This window comes from Aestuariivirga sp., from assembly GCF_044238155.1.
Classification (GTDB): domain Bacteria; phylum Pseudomonadota; class Alphaproteobacteria; order Rhizobiales; family Aestuariivirgaceae; genus Aestuariivirga.
Genome location: NZ_JBIIDX010000034.1, coordinates 1 through 22,951, shown reverse-complemented (window position 1 = coordinate 22,951; position 22,951 = coordinate 1). Strand labels below are relative to the sequence as shown.

The following is a 22,951-nucleotide window of genomic DNA, read 5'->3' as shown; positions in this document are numbered from 1 at the left end:
GGCCGTAAATCGCCCCAGCGCCAATGGTACTTCGTCCTAAGACGCGGAAGAGTAGGTCGCTGCCAGGCCTGCAAATGACAGGAAAAATCCAAAAAACCCTTCTTCACCCTTCTCTACAGCTATTCTCAGATCACTGAAGATCTCATGGTGGTTTGGTGGCCGGTGGCAAAGCTCACGCGCCGGCCCTTGGTGCGGCAATCAGGCAAGTGATCTCGAACATCATCACCATCGCCATTTGGGCGGTAATCTGATTGGGACTGTCCTTGGTCGGCATGAGGCAGACCACATCGCCGCCGATAATGTCCAGTCCCTTCAGGCCCTGCAGCAGCCGAGTCGCTTCGCGGATCGAGAACCCCGAAAAACCTGGCTCAATGTTGGAAACGCCGGGGGCGACCGAAGGATCCATGCAGTCAAGGTCGAAGGTGATATAGGCGGGGCCGTCGCCGACCCGGTCGCGGATCAACGCGATTGTCCTGTCGATGCCAAGTTGTTCAAACTCCTGCATGGTGACGACACGATAGCCCAGTTCGCGGCTTGACCCGCCAACGCCACCCTTGTGGATCGCACCTGATGGATGTCCGCGCATGCCGAGTTGAACGCTGCGGCCGGGCTCCACAGCCCCTTCCTTTGCCGTGTAGGCAGCCCAGTGCGCCGCCGAGCGCCGTGCGCCAAGCCAATGGGGCATGTTGTCATAGGAATCGGTATGCGCATCGAAGTGGATGAGCGCGCTTGGTCTCCCGCCTGACAGCTGACGTCCAGGCCCAGCAATGGCCTTGAGAATAGGCCCGGTGATCGAATGGTCGCCGCCCATTGACACTGGCCGCGTGCCGGCCTCGTCAAGCCGGCGATAGAAGGTCTCAATGTCGCGCACACAAGACTCGTTGTTCATTGCTTCCGGCAGCGGCACATCGCCCAGATCGTTGATGCGGGCGATTTCCCAGGGCGCGAACCCATGCACGAAATGACTGCGGCGATAGAAACCGGATACATTGCGGACAGCGCGCGGTCCCAGATGCTGATCGCGTTCAGTCGATCCGTTGCCCGAGCTGTGGGGCACGCCGACGAGAGCGATGTCGGTTGCGGCAGGGTCCTCGTTCCATGGACAGCGGAAGAAGGTGGGAATGCCCCACCAGTACCAACTCTGTGCGCTTTGCCGTGCGGCTTCGAGATCGTTCGTCATGTGCCATACCCCCGGTGCCTGAAAGTGAGAATGAGCGCGAGCGCCACTGCGAGACCGCCTGCCACCAGCATAAAGGCGAAAGACATGCCAAGTCCCGCGGCCGCAAAGCCGATCAGGGTTGGCGCAAGGATACGCGGCAGGGCCGTGAGCATCGATACGAAACTGAGCGCGCCGGCCCGGTTGGACGGTGCGAGACCCGCAGAAATGCCGAATATACACGGAATGAGCAGTGCAAGCCCGAGGCCGACGCTGGCAAAGGCAGCAACGCTCACGGCGAAATGGCTTGAAAAGCCTAGCGCAACAAAGCCCAGAATTGATATGACCAGCGAGCCGACGAGCAGGGGCATATCACCCAAGCGAGTGCGCATCCGGTCGCCCGGAAAGCGGACCAGCGCATTGCACAGGCCGAAGAAGGCGGCGCCAAGACCCGCAATCGCGGCCAGGGCGGGTGCCAGATCATCCAGCAGTTTCGCGGACCACAGCAGGGCTGAGGTTTCTGCCGCGATAATGAGACCGGCGGCAATGCCCAACAGGATCAGCGGCTGCTTGTTGGGTATCGAGCTGGTACCAGCTTGCGTGCTCCGTACCAGGGCGCGCGGCCTGATCGCTCGGAACACCATCAGCCATGCCGCCCCGAAGAAGGCCGCTGAAACGCCACCAACGGCTGCCGTGCCAACCTCGGTGGCCAGATAGCTTGCGGCAATCGCCATCACGCCGACACCGGCTGAAAGTGCGGCATGGAACCGCAAGAACACCGGGCGCCGCATGTCATGCTCGATGGCCACAGCCTCCGCATTCATGAACAGGTCGGTGAGGCCGAAACAGGCGCCCATCGGCAGAATGGCCAGCAGGAACCACGGCACCGACTGGGCCGTGAGATAGGCAAACAGGGATAATGCAAAAATCGGCAGAACGGTGAGCAGTATGCTGCGATTGGAGGCGACCCGCGCCAGCTGACCTCCAAGAGACATGGCCGCAACCGTCAGCAATGTCGAGAGCGTGAGGCCAAACCCGAGCATCTCCGGCGAAACGCCAGCATTGCGCATCAGCGAGGGCATCGATCCGGCAAGGGAGCCGATGGCAACCCCAAAGCTGACATAAACCATCGTGACGGTGGAGCGTGGCGACAACAGGGCGTGAAAATCAGACATCAATGTCAGACTAGCCGATCGCCGGCGCAAGTGGAAACCGTCACGTCCCGGGGTCCAGGCCAATCCGTCTCCCATAGGCTCTAGGTCCGTGGCGGAACAAGCGCCCGGCCTGTGCCGTGACCTCCTCCAGCAGCCGGCCGCGTGCCTTCTGGAGACGCGCCATGGCCCGTGCGGGGGGCCGAGTTGGGCTGGTCTTGCACAATTGTGCCAGTTCATCGAGATCGTTGAGGTCACCCAGGGCCTGGCGCAACGCCTCAAGCCGCGCAGCCTGCTTTTTGGTACCAAGAGCAAGAATTGACCGGTGATGCAGATGGTGGATGACAAATTTCCGGGCCTCGTGCAACTCGGTCGCCGCCCCGCTCGCCAAAGCCCGGCGCAACCTCTTGCGAGCCTTGCCGTAGGTGGCCACAAGGGCCAATGAGGCCGTTCCATCATCATCATCGGTCAGGCTGAGCTGGGCGAGATCCTGCATCGCGGCCGCGATCGACGCCCTTGCGGCCGTCAGTCCGGTCAAGGGGGCGCTGCCCGCCTCATGCGCTTGCCGATGCGCTTCAGCCAGTGGACGCCAGTAAGCGGGCTTTGCCGATGCGGGTTCAAGGTGCCTGGCAGCGGTGAGCAGTGCTTCCACCTGACGCGACCCTGCCAGAGAAACCGCTGCCTGCCGCAGGCTGCCGTTGAGACGATGGAAGGCGTCATCGCCCAGCGGCGCCCTGATGAGACGCAGGAGGCTTCTCAGGCGCTTGATGCGACGGCGCGCGCTGTGCACGCTCTCGCCCGGCTTCGCCGTATCAAGCAGGGCGGCCAGCGAGCCAAGCTCTTCCCCGCCCGCCCGCTGAAGAGCGGCAGGGGAGGAAAGCCGTCGTGGCGTGTTGGCCATGGGCCTTGGCCTTTCGAGCATGAAGAACCGGCCCAGACTGCGTAGTCCCATTGTCACAATCAACCGCTTTGCGCGCTGCCGCTTTCGGCCTTGAAAAGAAATTTCGTGAAGGGGTTCACAAAGCTGGTCTGGATTGCTACATGAGCCTAGCGTTTGACGCGGGATGGAGCAGCCCGGTAGCTCGTCAGGCTCATAACCTGAAGGTCGTCAGTTCAAATCTGGCTCCCGCAACCATCATGGCAAAGCGCCCCACAGCCCTGCTGGCGGGGCGCTTTTCTTTTTCCCACACTTCACAACTTGCATTGGCTGTTCTAGCATGGATTCCAGAACGCTCTGACAACCCGGGCAGGAGCGGCTCTTTGCCTGTGATCAAGACCAAGCCTGGACACAAAACTAAATCGGGAGGATACCCATGAAACTGACAAGGCGCTCCGTCATCCTGAGCTCACTCGCCCTGCCCCTGATGTCCTCGGCGGCACTGGCGGCCGATAAGATCCTCGCATCTGTGCCGGGACTGAGCTTTCCCTTCTTTGTCCACATGATGAATGCATTCAAGGCCGAGATTGAGAAGCAGGGCTACGAAGCCGTCGAGTCCGACGGCCAAGTCTCCTCGCCCAAGCAGACGGCTGATATCGAAGCAGCCATCACTCAGGGCGTGAAGGGCATCGTGATAAGCCCCAATGAGGTGGACGCCATGGCGCCCGCCCTGCAGCAGGCCGTCGAAGCCGGTGTTCCGGTTGTTACCGTCGACCGCCGTGTCGAGCAGGTCGAGGGTATCCTTGCCCATATTGGCGCCGACAACGTCAAGGGCGGCGAAGCCCAAGGCAATCTCATCGTTCAGTTGTTCCCGAATGGCGCAACCATCATCAACCTTCAGGGTCAGTCGGGCGCCTCGCCCGCCATCGACCGCAACAAGGGTCTTCACAATGTGCTCGACCCACTCGCAGACAAGTACAAGATCGTTTTCGAGCAGACCGCAGGTTTTGCCCGCGACAAGGGACTCTCGGTTACCGAAGCGGCACTCTCTGGCCTTGCCGAGCCGCCACAGGTGATTGTCGCGGCCAATGACGATATGGCGCTCGGCGCCATGGAGGCTGTCAAGGCGCGTGGTCTCAGCGGCATCGCCATCATCGGCTTCGACGCGCTGCCCGAGGCTCTGGCGCAGGTGCGTGATGGTGGCCTGACGGCTACGATCGAGCAGTTCCCCGGCCAGCAGAGCGCCCTTGGTGTGCAGACGCTGGTTGCCTTCCTCAAGGATGGCACGAAGCCTGCCGACAAGGTTTTGCTGATCACGCCTGTGGCGATCACAAAGGACAACCTCTCCACCGCCGAGCGTCTTGGTGAAGTGAAGTAACGACCTGCAGGACTGGGCCCGGCTGGGTGGAGCCCCGGCCGGACCCTTTCCGTCATGGTGGATTCCGCTTTGACACCGCCGCTTTTGAGCATGCGGGGGATTTCCAAATCCTTCCCCGGCGTGCGAGCGCTCGACGCTGTCGATTTCGATGTCGACGCTGCGGAGATCCATGCATTTCTGGGCGAGAACGGTGCAGGCAAGTCGACCCTGCTGAAGATCCTATCTGGCGCGCAGCTTCCCGATTCTGGATCCATCCGTTTTGCCGGCCGGGACGCTCGTTTCGCCTCCCCGCAGGAGGCCCAGGCAGCGGGCATCGTAACCATCTACCAGGAATTCACGCTGGCCCCGGACATGACGGTGGCTGAGAACATTTTTATTGGCCGCGAACCAGGCGGACGCTTCTTCATCAGCTACCGTGATCTCGAGGAACAGACTGCCGCCCTGTGCCGCCGCATCGGCCTTGACCGCAGCCCGCGCGCCTTGGTGCGCGATCTTTCGGTGGCAGAGCAGCAGATGGTTGAAATCGCGCGCGCGCTATCGATGAAGTCGCGGCTGATCGTGATGGATGAGCCGACCAGCGCTCTGAGCCGGGCCGAAGTCGAGAAGTTGTTTTCCATCATCCGCAACCTGAAGCGGGACGGCATTGCCACGATCTTCGTCACACATCGACTCGAAGAGGTGTTCGAGATCTGTGACAGTTTCACGGTTCTGCGCGACGGCCGTCATGTGGGCCGCGGCAAGGTCAGCGGCATGGGCATGGATGGCATCATCCGCCTCATGGTGGGACGCGAGGTTGGCCTGCTGGCCGCCCGGCAGGCCTCCTTTGACACCGGCAAGGCGGCACTTGAGGTGCGCAAGATCAATCGCCGCCGCAAGAGCACCGATGCAAGCGCCATCGAGCTTCATGACGTATCCTTCCATGTCAACAGGGGTGAGATACTCGGGCTTGCCGGGCTCGTCGGTGCCGGGCGCACGGAGACCGCCCGGGCATTGTTTGGAGCCGACCTCTTTGATTACGGTTTTGTCGCCGTGGACGGGCGAGAGATCAGGGTGCGGAGCCCGCGTGACGCAATCGCCCATGGGATCGGCCTCGTCCCGGAAGACCGCAAGCAGCAGGCTTTGTTTCTTGCGCTTGCAATCCGCACCAATCTTTCGATCACAGCGCATGACCGTATCTCCTCCCTGGGTGTCTTCATCAGCACGGCAAAGGAAGATGCTCTCGTCGAGGAATACCGCCGCCGTCTTAACATCCGCATGTCATCGCCGGACCAGCTCGTCGGCAATCTCTCAGGCGGCAACCAGCAGAAGGTTGTGCTGGCCCGCTGGCTGGCGCTGCGGCCGCAGGTGCTGATCGTCGATGAGCCGACCCGCGGCATCGATGTTGGCGCCAAGGTCGAGGTGCACAATTTATTGATTGAAATGGCGCGCTCTGGGATTGCGATCATCGTGATCTCCTCCGAGCTTCCGGAGGTCATGGCCCTGTCTGATCGTATCATCACCATGCGGGAGGGCCGCATCACTGGCGAGGTGCCAGGTCGCGAGGCCACACAGGAAAAGCTGATGCGACTGATGACATTGGGACAGCCGCGCGCGGCATGATGGAGGTGAGGCGATGAGCGATGCAAGGATGCAGCCGGCTGGTAGCGGCTTCGATGCCTTCACGTTTCTGGCGCGCTTTGCGCCACTGATCTTCCTGCTCCTGCTGATGCTGGTGTTTGCCATCATGGAGCCACGTTTCCTGTCATCGATCAATCTGTTCAACGTCATGCGTCAGGTGTCGATCACGGGACTACTGGCGATTGGCATGACCTTTGTGATCCTGACGGCAGGCATTGACCTTTCGATCGGATCGCTGCTCGCTTTCGCCGGCCTTGTTGCGGCTGCGGTGGCCAAGGGCGGCATGGAAGATCGCTTCACGGTGGGCGATGAGACGATCGGCTATGGCTGGCAGCTTGCCGCCCTTGCAGCCATGGTCGTGGGATTGCTGGGCGGTCTCCTGCAGGGCGTGGCAATCACACGCCTCAAGGTGCCGGCCTTCGTGGTGACCCTGGGTGGCATGTCTGTGTTCCGTGGTGCAGCGCTGCTGTTTGCGTCGGGAGGTCCGATTTCGGGTTTCCAGCCAGACTATACCTGGTGGGGACAGGGCCGCATATGGTCGGTGCCGGTGCCGGTCATCATCTTTCTCGTGGCGGCGGTCATTGCACATGTGGTGCTGAGCTACACGCGCTATGGGCGGCGGGTCTATGCTGTGGGTGGCAATCCGGAGGCGGCGCGCCTCGCTGGTGTCAATGTCAACGCAGTGATCGCGAGCGTCTACATCATAATGGGCTTCTTCGCTGGCCTTGGTGCCTTCGTGCTGTCAGCGCGACTCAATTCCGCAGAGGCCGTTGCAGGTACGGGCTATGAACTCACCGTCATCGCCTCGGTCGTCATCGGCGGGACCAGCCTGTTTGGCGGGACGGGCTCAATCTTTGGTACTGTGATCGGAACCTTGCTGATAGGTGTGCTGCTCAATGGCCTCGTGCTGATGAACGTCAACTCCTATGTGCAGCAGATCATCATTGGCGTCATCATCGTCCTCGCTGTCGCCTTCGACACATTCGCCAAGTCCCGCCGAAAACGGGCATAGAAATAGGGTAGCGCCGCCAACTGCGGTCGTGTGGGAAACAAGATTCCGGGCTTTACCTGCTTGGACGGCTGCCCTACACCATCAAGGCTCAGGAATTGTCTGTCGGCGCCAGGAGGTTATCATGAAACACATCTTCTCTTGTGCGGCCTTTGGGCTTGTGGTGGCTGCATCTGTGACCGGAGTGGCTGCTGACACCAAGAAGGCCGACCAAAGTTTTGGCCACTGGGTGCTGCGTTGCATCGAAGTTGGCGGTGGTGGAGAGGCGTGTGCCTTGCGCCAGCGACTGCACAGCCAAGCCACCAAGGCTCCCGTCGCCTCCTTTGCCATTGCCGACAACGAGAAGGGAGCCGATCACCGGCTGACCGCCATTCTGCCCCTGGGCCTAGATATTCCCGCCGGCGTATCTGGCGAGTTGGCGGGCCGCAAGTTCAGCTATCAGGTTCAGACCTGCCTGGCACGCGGGTGCATCGCCAATGCCGCTCTTACCTCTGACGATCTTGCCGCGCTCAAGACCGAGCAGAGCTTCACAACCAGCTTCCGCCTTCGCGGAGTCGCCGAGCCCGTGAGCGTAACCGTGTCGCTGCAAGGGCTGGCTGAGGGGCTGAAGGCCCTGGATGCCAGATAGTCGCCGCAGGTTTCGGAAGAATGCAGCTGTCGCGCCCATCCGCCTGAGTTGGTGGGTCACATGACGTCGGTCGTGCTGATCATCAGTCATGCTCTCCTCATGATGGGGGTCGTGGTGCGGGTGTTGCTCAGGCGCCCGGCCCGGGGTGTGGCCCTGGCGTGGCTCCTGCTGGCTGTTGCGCTGCCCTATCTCGGTGCGCTTCTTTACTTCCTCATCGGAGAACGGCGTATCTCACGCCGACGGGCCCTGCGCCTCGCCAATCTTCAGGCTGACTTCCGCCGCATCACGGCTCCGCACATCGCTGAAAATGCCAAACTCTTGCGCATTGAAGACATCGCGCAATCCCAGCAACCTCTGCAAAAGGCAGGAGAGAGCCTGTTCGGTGTTCCCGTCATTGCCGGCAACCGAATACAACTGATTTCTGATACGCTGGGTAACCTCCGCAGCATTGCAGCTGACATCGACGCTGCGCGTGAGAGTGTGCTGATGGAATTCTATATCTGGTCAGAAGGGGGCCTGATCTCGGATGTGCGTGACGCCCTGATCAGGGCTGCAAAGCGCGGTGTAACCTGTTTGGTTCTGATTGATGCCATGGGTGCAGGACGGTGGTGGAGCAGTGAGGAGCCTGCTGCACTTCGCGGTGCTGGCGTTGAATTGCGTGCCGCGCTGCCAGTCGGCTTGCTGCATGGCCTGACAAGCCGGACGGACCTGCGGCTGCATCGCAAGATCGTTGTGATAGATGGAGGCACAGCCTGGACCGGCAGCATGAACATGGTCGACCCGCGTTTCTTCAAGCAGGATGCGGGTGTTGGCAAATGGATCGATGCGATGCTGCGTATCGAGGGCCCCGTGGCGGGGCTTCTTGCCTGTGTGATGATCAGTGACTGGCTGGCCGAGGGCGGTGACGATCTCGAGGAAGTTCTGGCAAAGACCCGCATAAGGCCGGTATCGCCGGTGGCTGCCGCCCCGGTGCAGGTTCTGGCCTCTGGCCCTGGTGAGACTGGCGACAGTTTGCTCCAGATCATGCTCTGCCTCATCACGGCGGCGCACCGCGAGGTGATCATTACCACGCCTTACTTTGTTCCCGAGGATGCACTGGTTCTTGCCTTGCGCGGAGCGGCGGCGCGCGGCGTCAGGGTCGTGCTGGTTCTGCCGCGGCACATCGATTCTCTTTTGGTGCGGCATGCAAGCCGTTCCTATTTCGATGAGATTCTCGAGGCTGGCGGCGAGATCCTCCAATTCGATGGGGGGCTGCTTCATACCAAGTCCATCACGGTTGATGGCGAAGTGGCGCTGTTTGGCACAGCCAATTTTGACATGCGCAGCCTATGGCTTAACTACGAGGTCTCGCTGATGCTGTATGACAAGCGTTCTGTGGCTGATCTGCGTGAGTTGCAGGCAAGCTACATGGCCGCCGCGCAGCCGGTGCCGTTTGTCGAATGGCCAGAGCGTCCGCTGGGCGCGCGTCTGCTCGAATCTGCCATGCGGTTGGTCAGCCCTTTACTCTGAGACATGCCCAGCAGGCTGGAACAAAGTAAGTACGATAACAGTCTTCACTGGGGCCTCATTTTTTGTGCACGAGCATGTAATTTTTGTTATTCAAACTCAATAACTTAAGAATGCAAAAGACCGACAAACTCGCTCTTTGATTGTACTGTTTGCAAACGTTTGCAATAAAGTCAGAACAAAACATGAATTTTGAAACCCTTGCGGACAGGTCGTCAAGATATGCGGCGACCTGACCAAGCAGCAATTCAATGCTGTTGATCATCGCGATGATACCGAATTGACAGTCACTATCGCGGAAACCGATCGCATTTATTAAAACCATAAGATGAATATTGATTTTAGCTGATGCATGGCAGGCCTGACCCGCCGGTGCACTGGAATTCCGTCAGGCGCAATTCCCGCCCAGGACGGCTTTGGCAGGCTTGCCTTATGGCCAACCGCCAATCCGGCTTTTCCCTTTTTCTTCTTGAACTCGCCCGCGTCCCGCCACGCTCAACGACTTGCAAACAAAGCCAGGCGCATCAATGGCCACGGCGTAACTCAGACCAGCAGGATTTATCATTGTCACGTGGCGCAGGGTTACCTTAGCAACTCGTCAGCCGCACTCGCCAACCCAAGTCTGGATAAGCCGGAGATTGCCTGCCACCGTCCAATGCATAACCCGCGCATCATCGATCAGGCTATACAGTCCATGCTGGCATGATAAATACGCCTCTTGGTGAAGAAAGTACGAATCGGGGACCTTCGCTTGATCATGAACCAAATCAATCTCATAGCTGCGACCGCTGTTTTTCTCCTGAGTGTCTTGGGAATCGTTGTTGTGTCCCGCCGGGAGCCTCGTCCCCGTGACAGTCTCAAAGTACCCATGTTTTCGGAAACATCACTGGTCACGGTGCTTGCCTTTGTTGCTTTTATTGCATTGGGTTTTCTGATTAGCCTCATTTAACCGGCTTATGACATATATCGGTTTTGGTTGTTCACTGATCAGGGCCACGCCGTGCATGACAGGCTCTCGATGCTGAGGGAACTGACGTCAGCGGGTCGATTTCGAAGGCAGAATTCAGACTAGGCTGACCGCCTGTCTCCAACCGTGAAGCCGAAATAGCAAAAGGCAGTTCTCATGCTCGCCAGCATATGCATGGTTAGCAGAGCTGCCGCTTCACCGGTCTACACGGCGCCAACCATCATAATCCTCCAAAGAGATCAGGGTGAGACGATCCATCATCAATGGTCTGGACTTGCTCAGCATGTACGAAGACGCCTATCCCGGCTGATCACCATCGGACTTGCTTTCGAAGTTTAATTCACTCCCCACCCCAAATGTCCAGATAGATTGGCGTCAATGCCTGGCCAACCGCACAAAAACTTCCAAACACCACGGCGATCACAGCTACGGTCAGTGCAGCCTCGCTGGCTGGCGTGACGAGCCCACCGGCAACGACATTCACAACATTTTCGGAGCCGGCTGCGATCGCCATAGAGGTGCCCAAGGTGCCCGCTATAAGACAACCATACGATGAAGCCAGTGCGGGATCGATGTGATCTTTCGCTGGTGGCGGACCATCTACGGATAAGTTACTGTAAGGATTGTTCGGCTTGGAATAGTTCGCCTGCACTCTGTAGTCCTGACCTGCCCAGCATGGCACATGGGACCACGACCACGCCAATAACAACACTAGAAGGCAAAAAAAACCCCGACGAAAATTTACCAACATCTTATAACAGTCCTTTATCCACCCAAGGAATGTTCTAGGTTGTGATCACAAAAAGTCCAGATTGCCCTAGCAATATGGTTACACCACCAGGAGAGTAAATCTGCCATGAACATGCCAAATACCCAGCGCTCAAACACAGCGTGGATACTGTTCCTGATGCTTGTGTGCCTAGTGGCACTGGGCGCGCTTGGCCTCTCCATCAAGAATACGATAGACATGAAGCGGCAAGCGGTATCGCTCGCAACTCTACAACTGAGATCGGTCGTTCTAAGCGCACAGCCTTTTAAGCTGGAGTTGGATCAACTGCGCGTAATAGCCGGTAACCAGACTGACCTAAAGCCTCTCCTGGCGGCGCTCGAAAAGACCAGCGCCACAGGAATACCAAGTGCCCGTCAGTTATTTCTTGATTTTCAGACAGCGGCGGCCGCTTCATTGATTGCGGAACAGGAGCGGCCTTCGCTTGGAGTCCTGAACGATCTGGCCAGTCGAGTGGCCGCTACTGCTGTTGCCGTTTCAATGGAAGCCGGGTTGAACCCGTTCGACTCCGAGGTGTCTCCATATGTCCTTCAGGCTCAAACCGCCCTGCAGAATGGCGACATTCAGAAGGCAGTTGAGATTGTGTCACAGCTCTCGCCAGAGGCTTCTGTTGCGTTTGCAGATTGGCTGACAAGTGCAAGGGGCCTCCTCGAAACACGCGATGCGCTCGACAAAGCAACAAATCTCATGCTGAAGACGAGCGGATGATCCTGGATTCGATCTAGAGCTAACAGTATGGTCAAAACAAGAATGTCGTTCTGCTCATTCCACGTGTTGGACATTTTTGGGCAAAGCATTAAAGGTTACCTCAGATGTTACTGCGCATCGTAACAGCATTCCGTTCTTGGCCAAGCTGCCACTTTGTTCGGTTTGGCAGCCAGCTTGTCTGGTCACCTGACAGAAAATGCGAGACCCTTGAAATCATGCCAGTTGCCGCTGAGCTAACGTAAGTATCCTGATTTGGTCGGAACCAATTTCGTATAAAACCAGACAGTTTCAATTGTGGGAAAAAAAGGAGCAAAGCATCATGTCCAGCTGGAAATTGAGTGCCGCGATCATAAGTTTGTTCTTGGCAGGCTCAGTACCTGCCCAGGCACAGCAGACTGCAAGTCAGGGCTGGCTCGAATGGAGTATCGATCTTGGATCGAAAGCTCTGAACAGCGCAATGGCTCCGATCGATTACGGCTGGAGCAAGCTGAGCGATGTCCTTCACAGTGGTGAAGCTGAGATTGCAGCAGAGAAAGAAAAATTCTTGGATCTGCTGAGAAACCATCTGGAAGTATTGAGCAAGAACGTGGACAAAACAGGTTTAACCATGGATCAGGTGTCGATCTCGCCTGATTTCATTCCCAAGATCTCGCTGAATTTTGAGGTCAAGGCACCAGTGTCTGATTTTTATGAGGCAATTCTCCGAAAGGAATTTGAGCAATCGCCAGATCTCGGCGTCATTCAACAGACAATTCTGTTGGCGCTTCTTGACGTCGACGAGACCGCTGCGGATTTCAAGATGGATGGTTACCGTTTTTCCGAGGTCGATTTCGAACTGGTTGCGATCTTCCCCGAAATGACACTGACATTTCAGAAAGAGGATGCCGTAGGCCAAACTCCATCTAAGGCGAGAGGATTGTCTGAGGAGGTGGCGGTCAGGAAGGTGCCTCTCGTTTACACAGATGGGTCGGTCAATTAGGTCGCGCTCACGGCTTGATGGCTAATGAAAGTCTTGGGGTCGCGTTGTCGGAATGCGCGCGGATGAACTGCCGATAGGCGGTATTGGCTAGTTAGTGTGTGTTGCATGATGGCACACTGCAGACTGAAAAGATCTACGCTTTGTCAACTGCTATTCTCCGAGGAGAATGCACCTGAAGACTGCCGCGCCCAGTTTGAGCCTCAAACGTCCCGGTCGAAAGACCGGTTCTAGGCGACTCAGTTCCGTCAAGCCGCTTTCGGATGGCTGTCTAGAGAGTCTTGAAAGAGATCTTCTGATCCGATGGGAAGCCTGCTGAGCGATACTCCGCTCTTTCCATGTTCTGAGCTTTGGCCAGACCAAGAAAGTAAAGTTTCACCGAACGCGGTGGAACCACCAGCACTTATTCGAGCTTCTACCACCTCATCCCAATATCTATTCTCGATTTCATACTCTTCCTGCAGGTCATCAAGTGTATCAGTCAGTTCCACCCGGCTCAGGTGTCTCAGATACAGGATCAATCCAAGCCAACTGATGATCGAGGGCACAATACTGAGCGATAAAACCGAAAGAGCACCCTTCGACGGTGGCGTCGTGACAAGCGAGACGAACAATGAAGCAGTCAACAGGAGCACCATGACCCAGGCCATGCTCGGAATGGCCCGAAGATCGCCCTGAAAGGCCCAGATGGCGACCATTACCCAAGGTAAGGCCACCAGAAAGAACGCACTGTCGATTACACCACCAACGATATAGGCGTGGGCGGCCATCACGATCGCCCCACTCGCTATTCCGAGATGACGGGTCATGGGTAAACTCTGGAACCACTACTCATAACAGGTGATCTTGCGACCTGTCGCTTGGATAGCAATAGGGGTTTTTGCCGACTCGAAGACTTGCCCACAGGTTATATAGCAAGCTGCTCAGTTCATGAGCGCAGAATGCCGTTTCATTTTGGACCATTGACCCTCCGGTGCAGCAACAAAGATATGTTGTGTGGAGGATTGCTTCGTATTAAAACTAAAAGTCGAGTAACACTCTGGATCTACCGCCAAAGTCTTCAAGGCAAAACCGCTTGCACTGCATCGGACGATGAAAACTGATATTCAATCAAGAATCGCTGATTGGCCTTGTTCTGTCTTGGTATCCAAGTGATGGCCTTTCCAATCAGGGATGAGACACTGGCTCACGGCCTGCAGCCAGGTAACTGCGTGGTGACAGGGCCAGACTGAAAATTCATGCCTCAGACTTCTTGTCCCTGATGCGGCGGTACCAGCGTGTCGACAGGAACAGACCTGTTCCTGCCGGCTTAATGTCTTCTTCGTCCATGAGCCGCTTCACCATTTGCCGGGAAACATCAACTGGAATCTTCCGTTGGGCAGCATAATAGTGTGCAATGGCTTCGAAGTTTTGATACGTAAGCTTCTTTCTGTTACCTGCCAAGGCCTCGATCAGTTGCGTGGCAGTTTCTTCCAGGCCGGTCTCCAGGGCAATCTGCCGGTGAGACGTTTCAGCCAGCAATATTCCCTGTGCCCGTTCCAGTGACACCCCAAGGCGCGTAACTGCTTCTTCCAGAAGCTTGTCTTCGTCCGCTGCGGTCAGGACGCGACCCCGCTGGCCGCGCAAGCGGACCAGCTGTCGCAACCGGTCTTCGGCATCGATCGGGTCGACCCTTGAGTAGCTGTCAGCTTGATAGGAAGCGCGCATTGATAGTCTCCACCTGTCCCTAATAGATCTCAGCTCGTCCAACGGCTGGAGCGAGGCGACTGCATGTAAGCATCCAGTTCGTTGGAAATTGCACGAAATGAACCCCGTGAGAGCGAGTCTCCGGCATAGTTCTGCACAAAACTACGCACCGATGTACGAAGCTTGTCTGCTTTCATCGAACCACTTTTCTGGAGTAACTCCATGAATTCCTTTGCGCGACGTTCGATGTGCCAAGGTGGTATTGCGCCTGTTTCGCGCACCTCGCCCTCAGCCTGTGCAATGATCTGCTCCGCGCTCTCATCGGTTCTGAGGATCCGGTCCTCTATTTGCCGCTCAAGAGATCTGAGAGTGGCCCTGCGGTGCATGGAAAACGCCGGCTCGGTATCTCTCGCTGGCGCTGGGCGCTCCCATTGCTCGTGATCATGAGCGCAACGATGATTCGCATGGTGCTCACGCTGGCCTTGTGAAACTCTCGACCGTGGCTCCGGTCGCGGCGCTTCCCTGCCGTTCACCAAGCCATCAATATAATAGGGAACGACTTCTATCGAGCGAGACCATTCGACAACATTTGCAATTGCATCGTCGGCTAAATGGAACTTGCGGCGCCTGTCTATCGCGCTTCCAATGCCATCAGATCCATACTTCTCGTTGAAGTATGCGCAATCCTCGTGAAATGAAAGTATGATATAATTAAGCGGTTGCGACATTCCTAGAAGACGAAACGTCTCGTAAGCTGACTTGTAGAAGACGCTATTCGCATCAGCCAGTGCAATGCCGCCCCCTGGGCATCTGAATTCGAAGATCTTACCGTCGAAGTTCAGCCGATTTTTCCAACTACCTTCAGAGTCTTCCGTCGTCAGACGCGCGTCACTGCAACTGACGACCAGCATTGCCGAGTTTCGGTCAAATGTGCCGAAAGGAGACTGCATGTCTAAACCCCCTTTGTGTGAAGCAGCCCGGACAATGCTGCATCGATGAAGTTAAACGACAACCCGTAGCCATAGAGCAGCGTCAGGTAGAATATGAGGAGCCAGCTCAGACCGCTGGTGCTGGCCTCCGTTCCGAACATTGACCCAACATAGTAAGCGACTAGTAAATAGATGGTTGTAAAAATGAAAATTCCACTAGATCTTAGGACGTAGTAGGAGCGGTACAGAAGGTACAGGTGGGTGCACCCGAGCAAGATCAGAACCACCAGATTTGGGATTTCAGAAGTATCAAACATTTCAGGTAACAGGAACGAAACGAAATAGCCATCGACTGCCGTCACCCAGACAAAGGCAAAAGTGCCGGCAAACCGAAGTGCTACGGCGCTCGGGCCGAGAACTGATGCAGCCATTAAGGTGCCTCCAGTTGCATGGGTCGCACACGCTCCAGAAAAGAATTTTCAATAGCGTCAAGGCGAGCGGTAACGTAACGCGTGATCGGCGACTCCTGGGTCTCAATACTATCGATCAATTGCTGCCTGATGGAATTTTCGTAAACGCCTCTCTCGAATGCCAGCAACCCATAGTCGAGCCCCCATGCCACTCCGAGAGCGATCAAGCTCCGGGTAAATACAGTATTCGGCACGTAGAACTGCCTAAGTCCAGCTGACAGGAGCATTACGAGTGTTGCGAGTTCGGTGAAGCGTACGACAAGCAGGACAATCCTGGAGGTCAGCGGTCTTACGGTATGCAGCAAATTAGAGGTCGCTTCATCCTGGCGTCCCAGTATCTTCGCGACAGCTTCAATCTCTTGTTCCTTGCTGGCAGTCTTACCCTGACTGTTGATCGTCTCAGATGCAAGTTTTTCGAGTCGTTTCAAGTGCTCATTACGACAATCATAGTTGTCAGGAGAGGGGCAAGCCATCGTCAGCCCGCGCATTTCAAGTGCGAGCAGTCTGCTCCTGGCATGCCGCTCAATCAGATTAAGCAGTTCAACAGCATCATCGTCCGGTTCAAGCACCCGATCACGGACATTGCGGAGTTGAAGGTTATTCAATACGTCAATTACATTTGCCTGCCAGCCCTGTGGGTTCTGCCAGACCGACACTACGACCTTTGCCACGGCGACATAGCTGTTCGCGTAACTCGTATGCCAGGAAAAATACCAGTTGATATAGGGATCGACGCGATCAAGCCGACGCGCGAAGAAAGCCTGGAGATCCTTGTCGAGCAAGCCTCTTACCGAGCCTGACTGGCCTTGATCATGAGCCGCGGTGCTCATCTGGTGATGAGAGGATGCAAGCGAAGGCTCGGAAATTGGCAGGAATATCAATGCTGACGCCAAGACAGCGCAGACGGCAGAGAATGATTTCCGGAGCAAGCCTATGCACACCGCCTGGATGTCCTGTCAGCCCGGTGAAGCTGGAGACTTCTGCGCGGTCTGCTGATCAAGCAAGGCGTCAACCACCTGAAGTAGAGTGCGATCAAATGTTACTCTGAGCTCTGCAGCGCTTGTCCATGTGGACAGCTGCTTTTGTAGTTCAGAGCTGCCCGCTTCAAGTTCTCTCAAGGCCGCTTCGAGGCGGCCATTGTTTAGTTTGTGGATGACCCTGTCGAGAATAACCTGATCCTTCTCTTCTTCGGGAGGCTGGCTCATTCCCAAGTCAGAAAGAGTATAGCGTGCATAGGAAACTGGCAGCTCCCACCATTCCATGCGCGATGCTCTCACCGCGGAGATCGTTGATCGTTCACGCGCCAGCAATGCATCTCGTAATGCATCGAAGGTTGGTATGTCAGCGCCAGCCAGCGCCTTGAGCTCCGTCAGGGCCTGCGTGAGCGAAGAATTCAGTTGAGCGCGGGTGATGAGGGCATCGATATCTGCCGAATCGACTGATCCCATTGACGTTGAGAGAGCGATGCGCGTTGCCAGCAGTGATGCATCATGTGATGACGACAAGGAGTCGATCTGGCTGGAGAGACGAGATGTTGCCGCTGTGGACTCACTCCTGGAAACCTCCAGGTCTTTGCTGATGCCTGCAACCTTGCTCTCGATATCAGAAACCTGTGCTCCGACTTGTCGCATCGCCTCGGTAGCCTGGGCAAGTTCGAGCCGTGTGGCTTCTGTTTGTGCCGTGGTGCTGCGAAGCGCTTCCATGTCAGCGGACAGCTTCGTGACCGCACTTGCTGATTGATCGGTGACGCTGCGAAGACTTGTGAGCGCCTCGTTGAGGCTTGTGCTGTTGGAGGCTGACTGTTCCGCTGCCTGGCCCAGTCTCGTCAAACCGTCTTTGGTCGACGATATGTCCGATACCGATTGTGCGACTTCCTGGCGAAGTTTCGCAATTTCCTCTTCAAGCGTTATGAGCTTGGGCGCCACCTGCAACGACGAAGGATCATCGGATGCACCCCCATAAGTCGTAATTTGGGCGTCGGTGAGGCTCAGAGGTAACCAAGTCAATGGACCAAAATAGTTTTCTGACTGGTGCCGGATCTGTGTGTAGAAATGCAGGAGGATCGCAACGCTCGCGGCTATCAGGCTGAGCAGTGGAAGCATGGAGCCCTGACGGTTCCGGGTCTCTGCCGAAAAAACCGTTGGTGCAGCCTCGCGTTCCTGCCCCTCTGGAGCTGAAATTGGATTTTCAGTCATGGGCCTACACACCTGAGAACGATTTCAAGACCATCCACTAATATGTTGAGAGTACTAACATTTTGATAACTTCCCAGCCGTGGACGGGGCGATAGCCCGTCCCACTGTCCTAGCTCAAGGAAGAGCAAGATGCGCGACCTAACCAATGGCAGCAATTGGCTAGACCCCCGGCCTGATGCGTCATTGCACCAGTTGAGAGCTCGACCCGTGTTGCTGTCTCGCTTCAGCGTCTCTCGCTAGTTCCTGAGCGGGCGGATTCTCCAGAATTGAACGCATTCATTGCTGGTCTCGACTTTCTGCTGAAACTTGACTCACGTTTCGGGCATACCTAGCCTCAGGCTAAACGAAAAATCGTCTCTAAACTTTGTGTTCGGATTGCAATTCCATTTATCATGACGATCTCTTCTCTGCATCAGTGTGCGGTAACCTGGCTTCATGCCATACTGCAGGTCTGTCGACGCCGTGGCTCAATTGGCTTGTGCCCCTCACCATGCTTGCGTGGCCTTGTTGGAGTTGCGGTTCTTCTGTCCTGTAGCTCATTTGAAGGCACATCGAAGGCATATTCGGCCGACGCGCCTAGCCCGGTTACATGTGCCATCATCGACAATGACTTCGACGTGGACGACATGATGGCCATGCCCATGGTGCTGGGGCGCCGGCATGTCTCCGCCATCATCCAGACGGAGGGAGCAACTCTACCCGGCGTCAGCGCGCCTGGTGTCGATGCGCTTGTCAATTTTGGTTTGTCTGAGCCCGGCAAACGCCACATCCCCGTCATTGCTGCGGGCCAGCAGAACGAAGGCCGCGACATCACCAAATATCAAAATTGGCTTCCCTTTTTTCGCGGTATGATGACCCGGGCCAATGGTCTTCTACCGTCGCCGCCTGAGCCCTGGCCGCTGGAGCGTCGTTTTGAAGACAAGCTCGTACAGCTTGTCGAAGATTGCGAGTCCGTCTCGATCTTGCTGCTTGGTCCCTATACCTCCTTTGTCCGTTACTATCCGCGCTTGCAGGAGAAGGTAGACCGCATCGTGATCATGGGTCTTATGATTGGCGATGAGTCAGCGGGCAAGGGGCGCCTGTCGTTCAACTGCGAATATGATCTTGCCGCTTGTGAGGTGGCGATGGTGCTCCTCAAGCAGAAGCCTGCCTTTTTTGTCGATGTTCCACGCCTGCCGGACTGCAGAGGCAAGGTTACGCCACCACCACCCCATTGTTACACCCCCAATCTTGCAATGGTGGCGGGTGATGAGACGTCAGAAGGGCTGGTCAAAAAGGGCCTGCCCGGGCGACTCCGAAAAGCACTCCTGAATGATTACGACTGCAGCAGCCTTCTGAACCCCGACAATAGCTCCAAACTCAAGTGTTCATCCCAATCGACATGGGAGCCCACGGCCAATGTTGCAGCAGGTGGCAGTGGCATTCTGCTTTGGGATCAGACAGCTGCCCTTTTCTTTCTTCAGCCTGACGACTTTGCGCTCTTCTACCCAGCCGACAATCCAGCCACAGGTGGCAAGCACTATGAACCAATCGTGATCGATGGTTCTCATGAAAAGACCGTCGATCATCTACGTGCCCGCTGGACTGAACTGAGCAATCAATCAATTCAGGCAAGATGATGCGAAGCTCAAGTCCCCTCAACTCGCTGCAGCAGGAACAGTAAACGCCAGTCCTGGTCACATGCATGCTGCCAGTTCTCGGTATCATTCGCTTGTCCATCAGGAGCAAGGGACAACCAAGACGCACCACGGCTGGTTAATGTAAGTGTAGAATACCCGACCGACACCATGCTGGCCGAAACAAATGCATTGATATGCTGCTTCTCGACGGGCTGTTCTCGAGAGGTCGCAGTCAGTCCTCCGGAATCGGGGCTCTGCCATTCATACATTCAGCGTCAATGGTTCGAACCATCTGCTCTGGTTTCTGTCCGTAGCGGGCCGCTGCATCGACCAACTTTCCATCACTGCCGAAACTGATAGTGCGTCAAGGGTTCAGGGGTGTTGAGCCCAGGCGTTGTGTCTCTTCAATGAAGTCGACATACATGCTGGCCGTGACGGCAATATCCCCTGTAAATGGATGCGCAAGATGCACGATTGCAAGCAGGTGGAGCATGATGAAAGCAGAAAACAGAATCGACATGAGAGCCTGAACAAAGAAATTCTGGGCCCCTATGAACAGCGGGACCAGCATGGACAGCAGGGCGCCGGCGACCAGAATGATCCAGACCATCTGGGCAATTGTTCGGGTTGACGTGGTTGTCCGCAAGCCGCGCATCTTTACGACTTCTCCCAGCCAATTCAGTTGCGAATCATTTACAAGGTTCGAATCTCCATACTTGATGAAAGCCTCATACAAATCGACAAGATGCTGAGTTGTTCTCTCATTCATCTTGCCTTGAGCCTGTCCTGTCCATTCGTCAGCGATGACTGACTGGGCATAGTTGACGGTTGCCTGCTTCATGATCTGCCTGCCGTCTGCTGAGGCCGAGTTCTGGTTCTCTGTCGCGCTATAGTAAAGAGACCGCAGGGCTGATACTTCGTTGCTCGAGATTTCACGGACACTGATGTAAAGGCTGTAGGCGCCAATCAGTGCGAGGCCCAGCGACACCGCGAAGATGCCTCCAAAGTAACTGAACTTTATGCCGACCACCTCATTATTGGCCGCAAGTTCTGGATAGGTGTAGAACTCGTTTGTCAGATAGGTGGCAATCAGGCTGACCACCACTGCGGCGGCAATAACCACCGGAATCGAGGTCGATAGCGGAGTATTCGCTATGTACAGAAGAATTGCCTCAATCACGATGTGCCACAACCTTATCCTGCAGGACGAGCGTTGTGGCTATCATCTTCAACCATGAATTCCAAAGTCGTCCTGACGCCATCAACAAGGAAATATCATCGCAGACCTCCCTCGCGCATCTGGGTAAGGCTGACAGGCACTGCCTGCCAATCCCCCGTTCCATTGCGCTGTATTTGCTGCCTTGTGTCTCAATGGTCATCACTGCTCCTGAAGCCGACATCCCTGCCGCCATATCCGTAATTCTACTGAGTGTGTTGAACCAGGAACACAAGACCGTGGCGTTTGCTGAGGGAGAAGATTGTTCCTGCAGCATGCCGGGACCAGTCACGCATGCAACTTTGCAGGAGAATAATCGACGCACTCGTCGCCGTCCTGAAAATCTCCTGCAAACGACTTTGAGACTGGATATGCCTCATATCTTCGGAAAATCGAAGTCAAGCGAACAGCGTCGGAGTTCTTGGTCAGGGCCGATCCGATGTCCGCAGACTTTCGCCCATCAGACCACGTCGATTATGTTCAAGCGATGGATCTAGCAGAGATGGAGCGCCGTCCGGAGGGTTCCCGCCGGGATGGGATTGGTCAGGACAGGCATGCCATGAGCACAGATAAATTTGCCCCAACGATGAGAGGCCGATGACCTTGTCTTGAACTCGGTCCGCCTGATCAGGAAAGAGATGCTCGTAGTGATCGATTTCGACTCAGTCTGCTGTCCCTCAGTTCTGGTGGATCACGTTCGCAAGCTTTTTGGCTGAGTGCCGCTCCTGGCGCAAAGTCGTGGCTGCCATCGGCTCTGCACATCAGTAGCTTGAGAGCCCTTGCCGGCAATTCCCTGACCGGTGACTTCCTGACTCAAGATCAATACTAAACGGGCACCCGCAAACTTTTATGCCTTCATCCCGTTCTGCTCTTCCTGGCCAGAGATTTTACAATGGAAGAGCCTATCGCAGATCGGTCTAGTCTTTTTGGGGCAGGTCGGTAGCAAAAGTCTAGAGCGCGTAGTCCAGCCCGACCGCCATATTGAGCGTGTAGAGATCCGCACCGCCAGAATCGTAATTAGTACGCAGAATGTCTCCCGTTACCGTATTCTCGATCGAGGTTTCGCCATTCATCTCAAAGAACTTGTCATAAGCAACTGATCCGAAGATACTGGTCCTCTGGCTGACGGCATAGCCGGCCTTGCCGTTGACTGCGGCATAAGGTGCTCCCTGGAGGTAATCCACAAAGTAGCGGTCTCGCAGCCAGTGATTATCCTGGGCTTCGGCGCTGTTCAGCGTATAGCCTGCCCGGCCTTCAACCGAGAATGACCAGCGGTCAAAACTACCCAGATAGCCGAGCCCGGCATAGACCGCCGGGAGCAATTGGCGATAGGTGATGCCCTTTTCTCCATCCTCGAAGCAGCCTTGCACTCCAAAAAACTCATAGTCATAGCAGCCACCCCTCGCTGTCCACTGAGTGTCGGTGTATTTGAAGCCCCCAAGCACTGAAAAGCGGTTGGAGCCTGTGTCCAGCAGCGCGAAAGAAAGCCCTGCATCAAGCGTATAGTAATGGTCAAGTTCAGTATCGTCGTGCCACGAATGCAGATCGGGATCAGCAGGTGGCGGAGCTCCGATCCAATCGTAGTTGTTGAGCTTAGAGTCTGCGGCGAGGCCAATGGATGCGTTGCCGTAGAAACTGATTCGCTCCGTTGCTGCAGCGGTCATGCCAACGTTCAGCACGAGGGCATTTTCCATGTCCCAGACGAGTTCGCTGAGCTTACTTCCGTCCGGATTATAGACCCGCTCCTTCGCTTTTCCGCTCAAATGTCCGAGGCTGCTCCAGATGGTGACTGACGGTCGCAGGTCGGGCACGCCATCTGCAAAAGCCGTTCCAGCCAGAACCCAGAGTGCCACTCCGGCATGAAGCATGCTGGCGCTGCGCATCACCCCTCCACAATTCTTCTACCTAAGATTTTTATTAAAATGGCGTTAATATTCTACTAATGATCTTATTATGCGGAAATTGCCGAGCTCCAGTGAAAATGGATGGCCAGCTTCCGAACCCGCCAGGCCTCGCAGCTGTGCTCCCTTGTCAGGCCCAGACAGGCGCGGCCCAAGAATGGCTCCCTCGGGGCAG

The 22,951-nt window shown here is 56.2% G+C and carries 21 protein-coding genes and 1 tRNA gene; 10 read left to right on the top strand and 12 right to left on the bottom strand.

Features of this window, described 5'->3' with window-relative positions; genetic code table 11:
• Window positions 1-172 precede the first annotated feature (172 nt).
• Genes ACILRN_RS05420 through ACILRN_RS05410 form a run of 3 tightly spaced genes read right to left on the bottom strand, consistent with a single transcriptional unit; the run spans window position 173 to window position 3,259 of the window.
• Window positions 173-1,180: an arginase family protein gene (locus ACILRN_RS05420; RefSeq protein WP_395686285.1), complete on the bottom strand. Its 1,008-nt coding sequence runs from the start codon at window positions 1,178-1,180 to the stop codon at window positions 173-175.
• Entirely contained in the window at window positions 1,177-2,331 is a 1,155-nt protein-coding gene (locus tag ACILRN_RS05415) for a hypothetical protein (protein ID WP_395686283.1), read from the bottom strand. Before ACILRN_RS05415 ends, ACILRN_RS05420 begins: the two co-directional genes overlap by 4 nt.
• 40 nt (window positions 2,332-2,371) lie before the next feature.
• Window positions 2,372-3,259, bottom strand: a complete 888-nt coding sequence (locus ACILRN_RS05410) for a CHAD domain-containing protein (RefSeq protein WP_395686281.1) — start codon at window positions 3,257-3,259, stop codon at window positions 2,372-2,374.
• A 106-nt stretch (window positions 3,260-3,365) separates the two neighbouring features.
• Here ACILRN_RS05410 and ACILRN_RS05405 point away from each other — a divergent pair.
• The 6 genes from ACILRN_RS05405 (at window position 3,366) to cls (ending at window position 9,325) form a co-directional block, all read left to right on the top strand.
• Window positions 3,366-3,442: transfer RNA gene (locus ACILRN_RS05405), tRNA-Met, on the top strand.
• A gap of 178 nt (window positions 3,443-3,620) precedes the next feature.
• Complete coding sequence (locus ACILRN_RS05400) at window positions 3,621-4,562, top strand: substrate-binding domain-containing protein (protein WP_395686279.1); 942 nt, start codon at window positions 3,621-3,623, stop codon at window positions 4,560-4,562.
• Between the two features lie 90 nt (window positions 4,563-4,652).
• Complete coding sequence (locus tag ACILRN_RS05395; protein WP_395686277.1) at window positions 4,653-6,161, top strand: sugar ABC transporter ATP-binding protein; 1,509 nt, start codon at window positions 4,653-4,655, stop codon at window positions 6,159-6,161.
• 13 nt (window positions 6,162-6,174) lie between these two features.
• A complete protein-coding gene (locus ACILRN_RS05390; protein ID WP_395686275.1) occupies window positions 6,175-7,191 on the top strand; it encodes an ABC transporter permease in 1,017 nt (338 codons plus the stop codon).
• 121 nt (window positions 7,192-7,312) lie between these two features.
• On the top strand, window positions 7,313-7,816 hold the full coding sequence (locus ACILRN_RS05385) for an invasion associated locus B family protein (RefSeq protein ID WP_395686273.1): 504 nt from the start codon (window positions 7,313-7,315) through the stop codon (window positions 7,814-7,816).
• A 60-nt stretch (window positions 7,817-7,876) separates the two neighbouring features.
• Window positions 7,877-9,325 (top strand): cardiolipin synthase, encoded by a 1,449-nt coding sequence (gene cls / locus ACILRN_RS05380; RefSeq protein WP_395686271.1) that lies wholly within the window; start codon window positions 7,877-7,879, stop codon window positions 9,323-9,325.
• A gap of 1,304 nt (window positions 9,326-10,629) precedes the next feature.
• Here cls and ACILRN_RS05375 read toward each other — a convergent pair.
• Window positions 10,630-10,941: a hypothetical protein gene (locus ACILRN_RS05375; RefSeq protein WP_395686269.1), complete on the bottom strand. Its 312-nt coding sequence runs from the start codon at window positions 10,939-10,941 to the stop codon at window positions 10,630-10,632.
• A gap of 204 nt (window positions 10,942-11,145) precedes the next feature.
• Here ACILRN_RS05375 and ACILRN_RS05370 point away from each other — a divergent pair, with 204 nt between their 5' ends.
• Together ACILRN_RS05370 and ACILRN_RS05365 are read left to right on the top strand one after the other, a co-directional pair.
• Window positions 11,146-11,784 (top strand): mitofilin family membrane protein, encoded by a 639-nt coding sequence (locus ACILRN_RS05370; RefSeq protein ID WP_395686267.1) that lies wholly within the window; start codon window positions 11,146-11,148, stop codon window positions 11,782-11,784.
• A gap of 319 nt (window positions 11,785-12,103) precedes the next feature.
• Window positions 12,104-12,763, top strand: a complete 660-nt coding sequence (locus tag ACILRN_RS05365; RefSeq protein WP_395686265.1) for a hypothetical protein — start codon at window positions 12,104-12,106, stop codon at window positions 12,761-12,763.
• A 245-nt stretch (window positions 12,764-13,008) separates the two neighbouring features.
• Here the strand turns inward: ACILRN_RS05365 and ACILRN_RS05360 are convergent, their stop codons facing one another.
• From ACILRN_RS05360 to ACILRN_RS05335, 6 genes are all read right to left on the bottom strand, one after another.
• A complete protein-coding gene (locus tag ACILRN_RS05360) occupies window positions 13,009-13,569 on the bottom strand; it encodes a hypothetical protein (protein WP_395686264.1) in 561 nt (186 codons plus the stop codon).
• Between the two features lie 427 nt (window positions 13,570-13,996).
• Window positions 13,997-14,467 (bottom strand): hypothetical protein, encoded by a 471-nt coding sequence (locus tag ACILRN_RS05355; RefSeq protein ID WP_395686262.1) that lies wholly within the window; start codon window positions 14,465-14,467, stop codon window positions 13,997-13,999.
• Window positions 14,468-14,496: 29 nt separating this feature from the next.
• Window positions 14,497-15,396: a hypothetical protein gene (locus tag ACILRN_RS05350; protein WP_395686260.1), complete on the bottom strand. Its 900-nt coding sequence runs from the start codon at window positions 15,394-15,396 to the stop codon at window positions 14,497-14,499.
• A gap of 2 nt (window positions 15,397-15,398) precedes the next feature.
• Entirely contained in the window at window positions 15,399-15,806 is a 408-nt protein-coding gene (locus ACILRN_RS05345) for a hypothetical protein (RefSeq protein WP_395686258.1), read from the bottom strand.
• Window positions 15,806-16,675, bottom strand: coding sequence for a hypothetical protein (locus ACILRN_RS05340; RefSeq protein ID WP_395686256.1), 870 nt, complete (start codon window positions 16,673-16,675; stop codon window positions 15,806-15,808). The genes ACILRN_RS05345 and ACILRN_RS05340 overlap by 1 nt, the downstream gene beginning before the upstream one ends.
• A gap of 126 nt (window positions 16,676-16,801) precedes the next feature.
• Window positions 16,802-18,040 carry a hypothetical protein gene (locus tag ACILRN_RS05335; protein WP_395686255.1) on the bottom strand — a complete coding sequence of 413 codons (1,239 nt, stop codon included), beginning with the start codon at window positions 18,038-18,040 and terminating at the stop codon, window positions 16,802-16,804.
• A 617-nt stretch (window positions 18,041-18,657) separates the two neighbouring features.
• Between ACILRN_RS05335 and ACILRN_RS05330 the strand changes: the two genes are divergently transcribed.
• Window positions 18,658-19,659 (top strand): hypothetical protein, encoded by a 1,002-nt coding sequence (locus tag ACILRN_RS05330; RefSeq protein ID WP_395686253.1) that lies wholly within the window; start codon window positions 18,658-18,660, stop codon window positions 19,657-19,659.
• A gap of 364 nt (window positions 19,660-20,023) precedes the next feature.
• On the opposite strand, the gene ACILRN_RS05325 is transcribed toward ACILRN_RS05330, so the two are convergent.
• Window positions 20,024-20,839, bottom strand: coding sequence for a hypothetical protein (locus ACILRN_RS05325; RefSeq protein ID WP_395686251.1), 816 nt, complete (start codon window positions 20,837-20,839; stop codon window positions 20,024-20,026).
• Between the two features lie 35 nt (window positions 20,840-20,874).
• Here ACILRN_RS05325 and ACILRN_RS05320 point away from each other — a divergent pair, with 35 nt between their 5' ends.
• A complete protein-coding gene (locus tag ACILRN_RS05320) occupies window positions 20,875-21,372 on the top strand; it encodes a hypothetical protein (protein ID WP_395686249.1) in 498 nt (165 codons plus the stop codon).
• Between the two features lie 453 nt (window positions 21,373-21,825).
• Here ACILRN_RS05320 and ACILRN_RS05315 read toward each other — a convergent pair whose 3' ends face one another.
• On the bottom strand, window positions 21,826-22,758 hold the full coding sequence (locus ACILRN_RS05315; RefSeq protein WP_395686247.1) for an omptin family outer membrane protease: 933 nt from the start codon (window positions 22,756-22,758) through the stop codon (window positions 21,826-21,828).
• Window positions 22,759-22,951 lie beyond the last annotated feature (193 nt).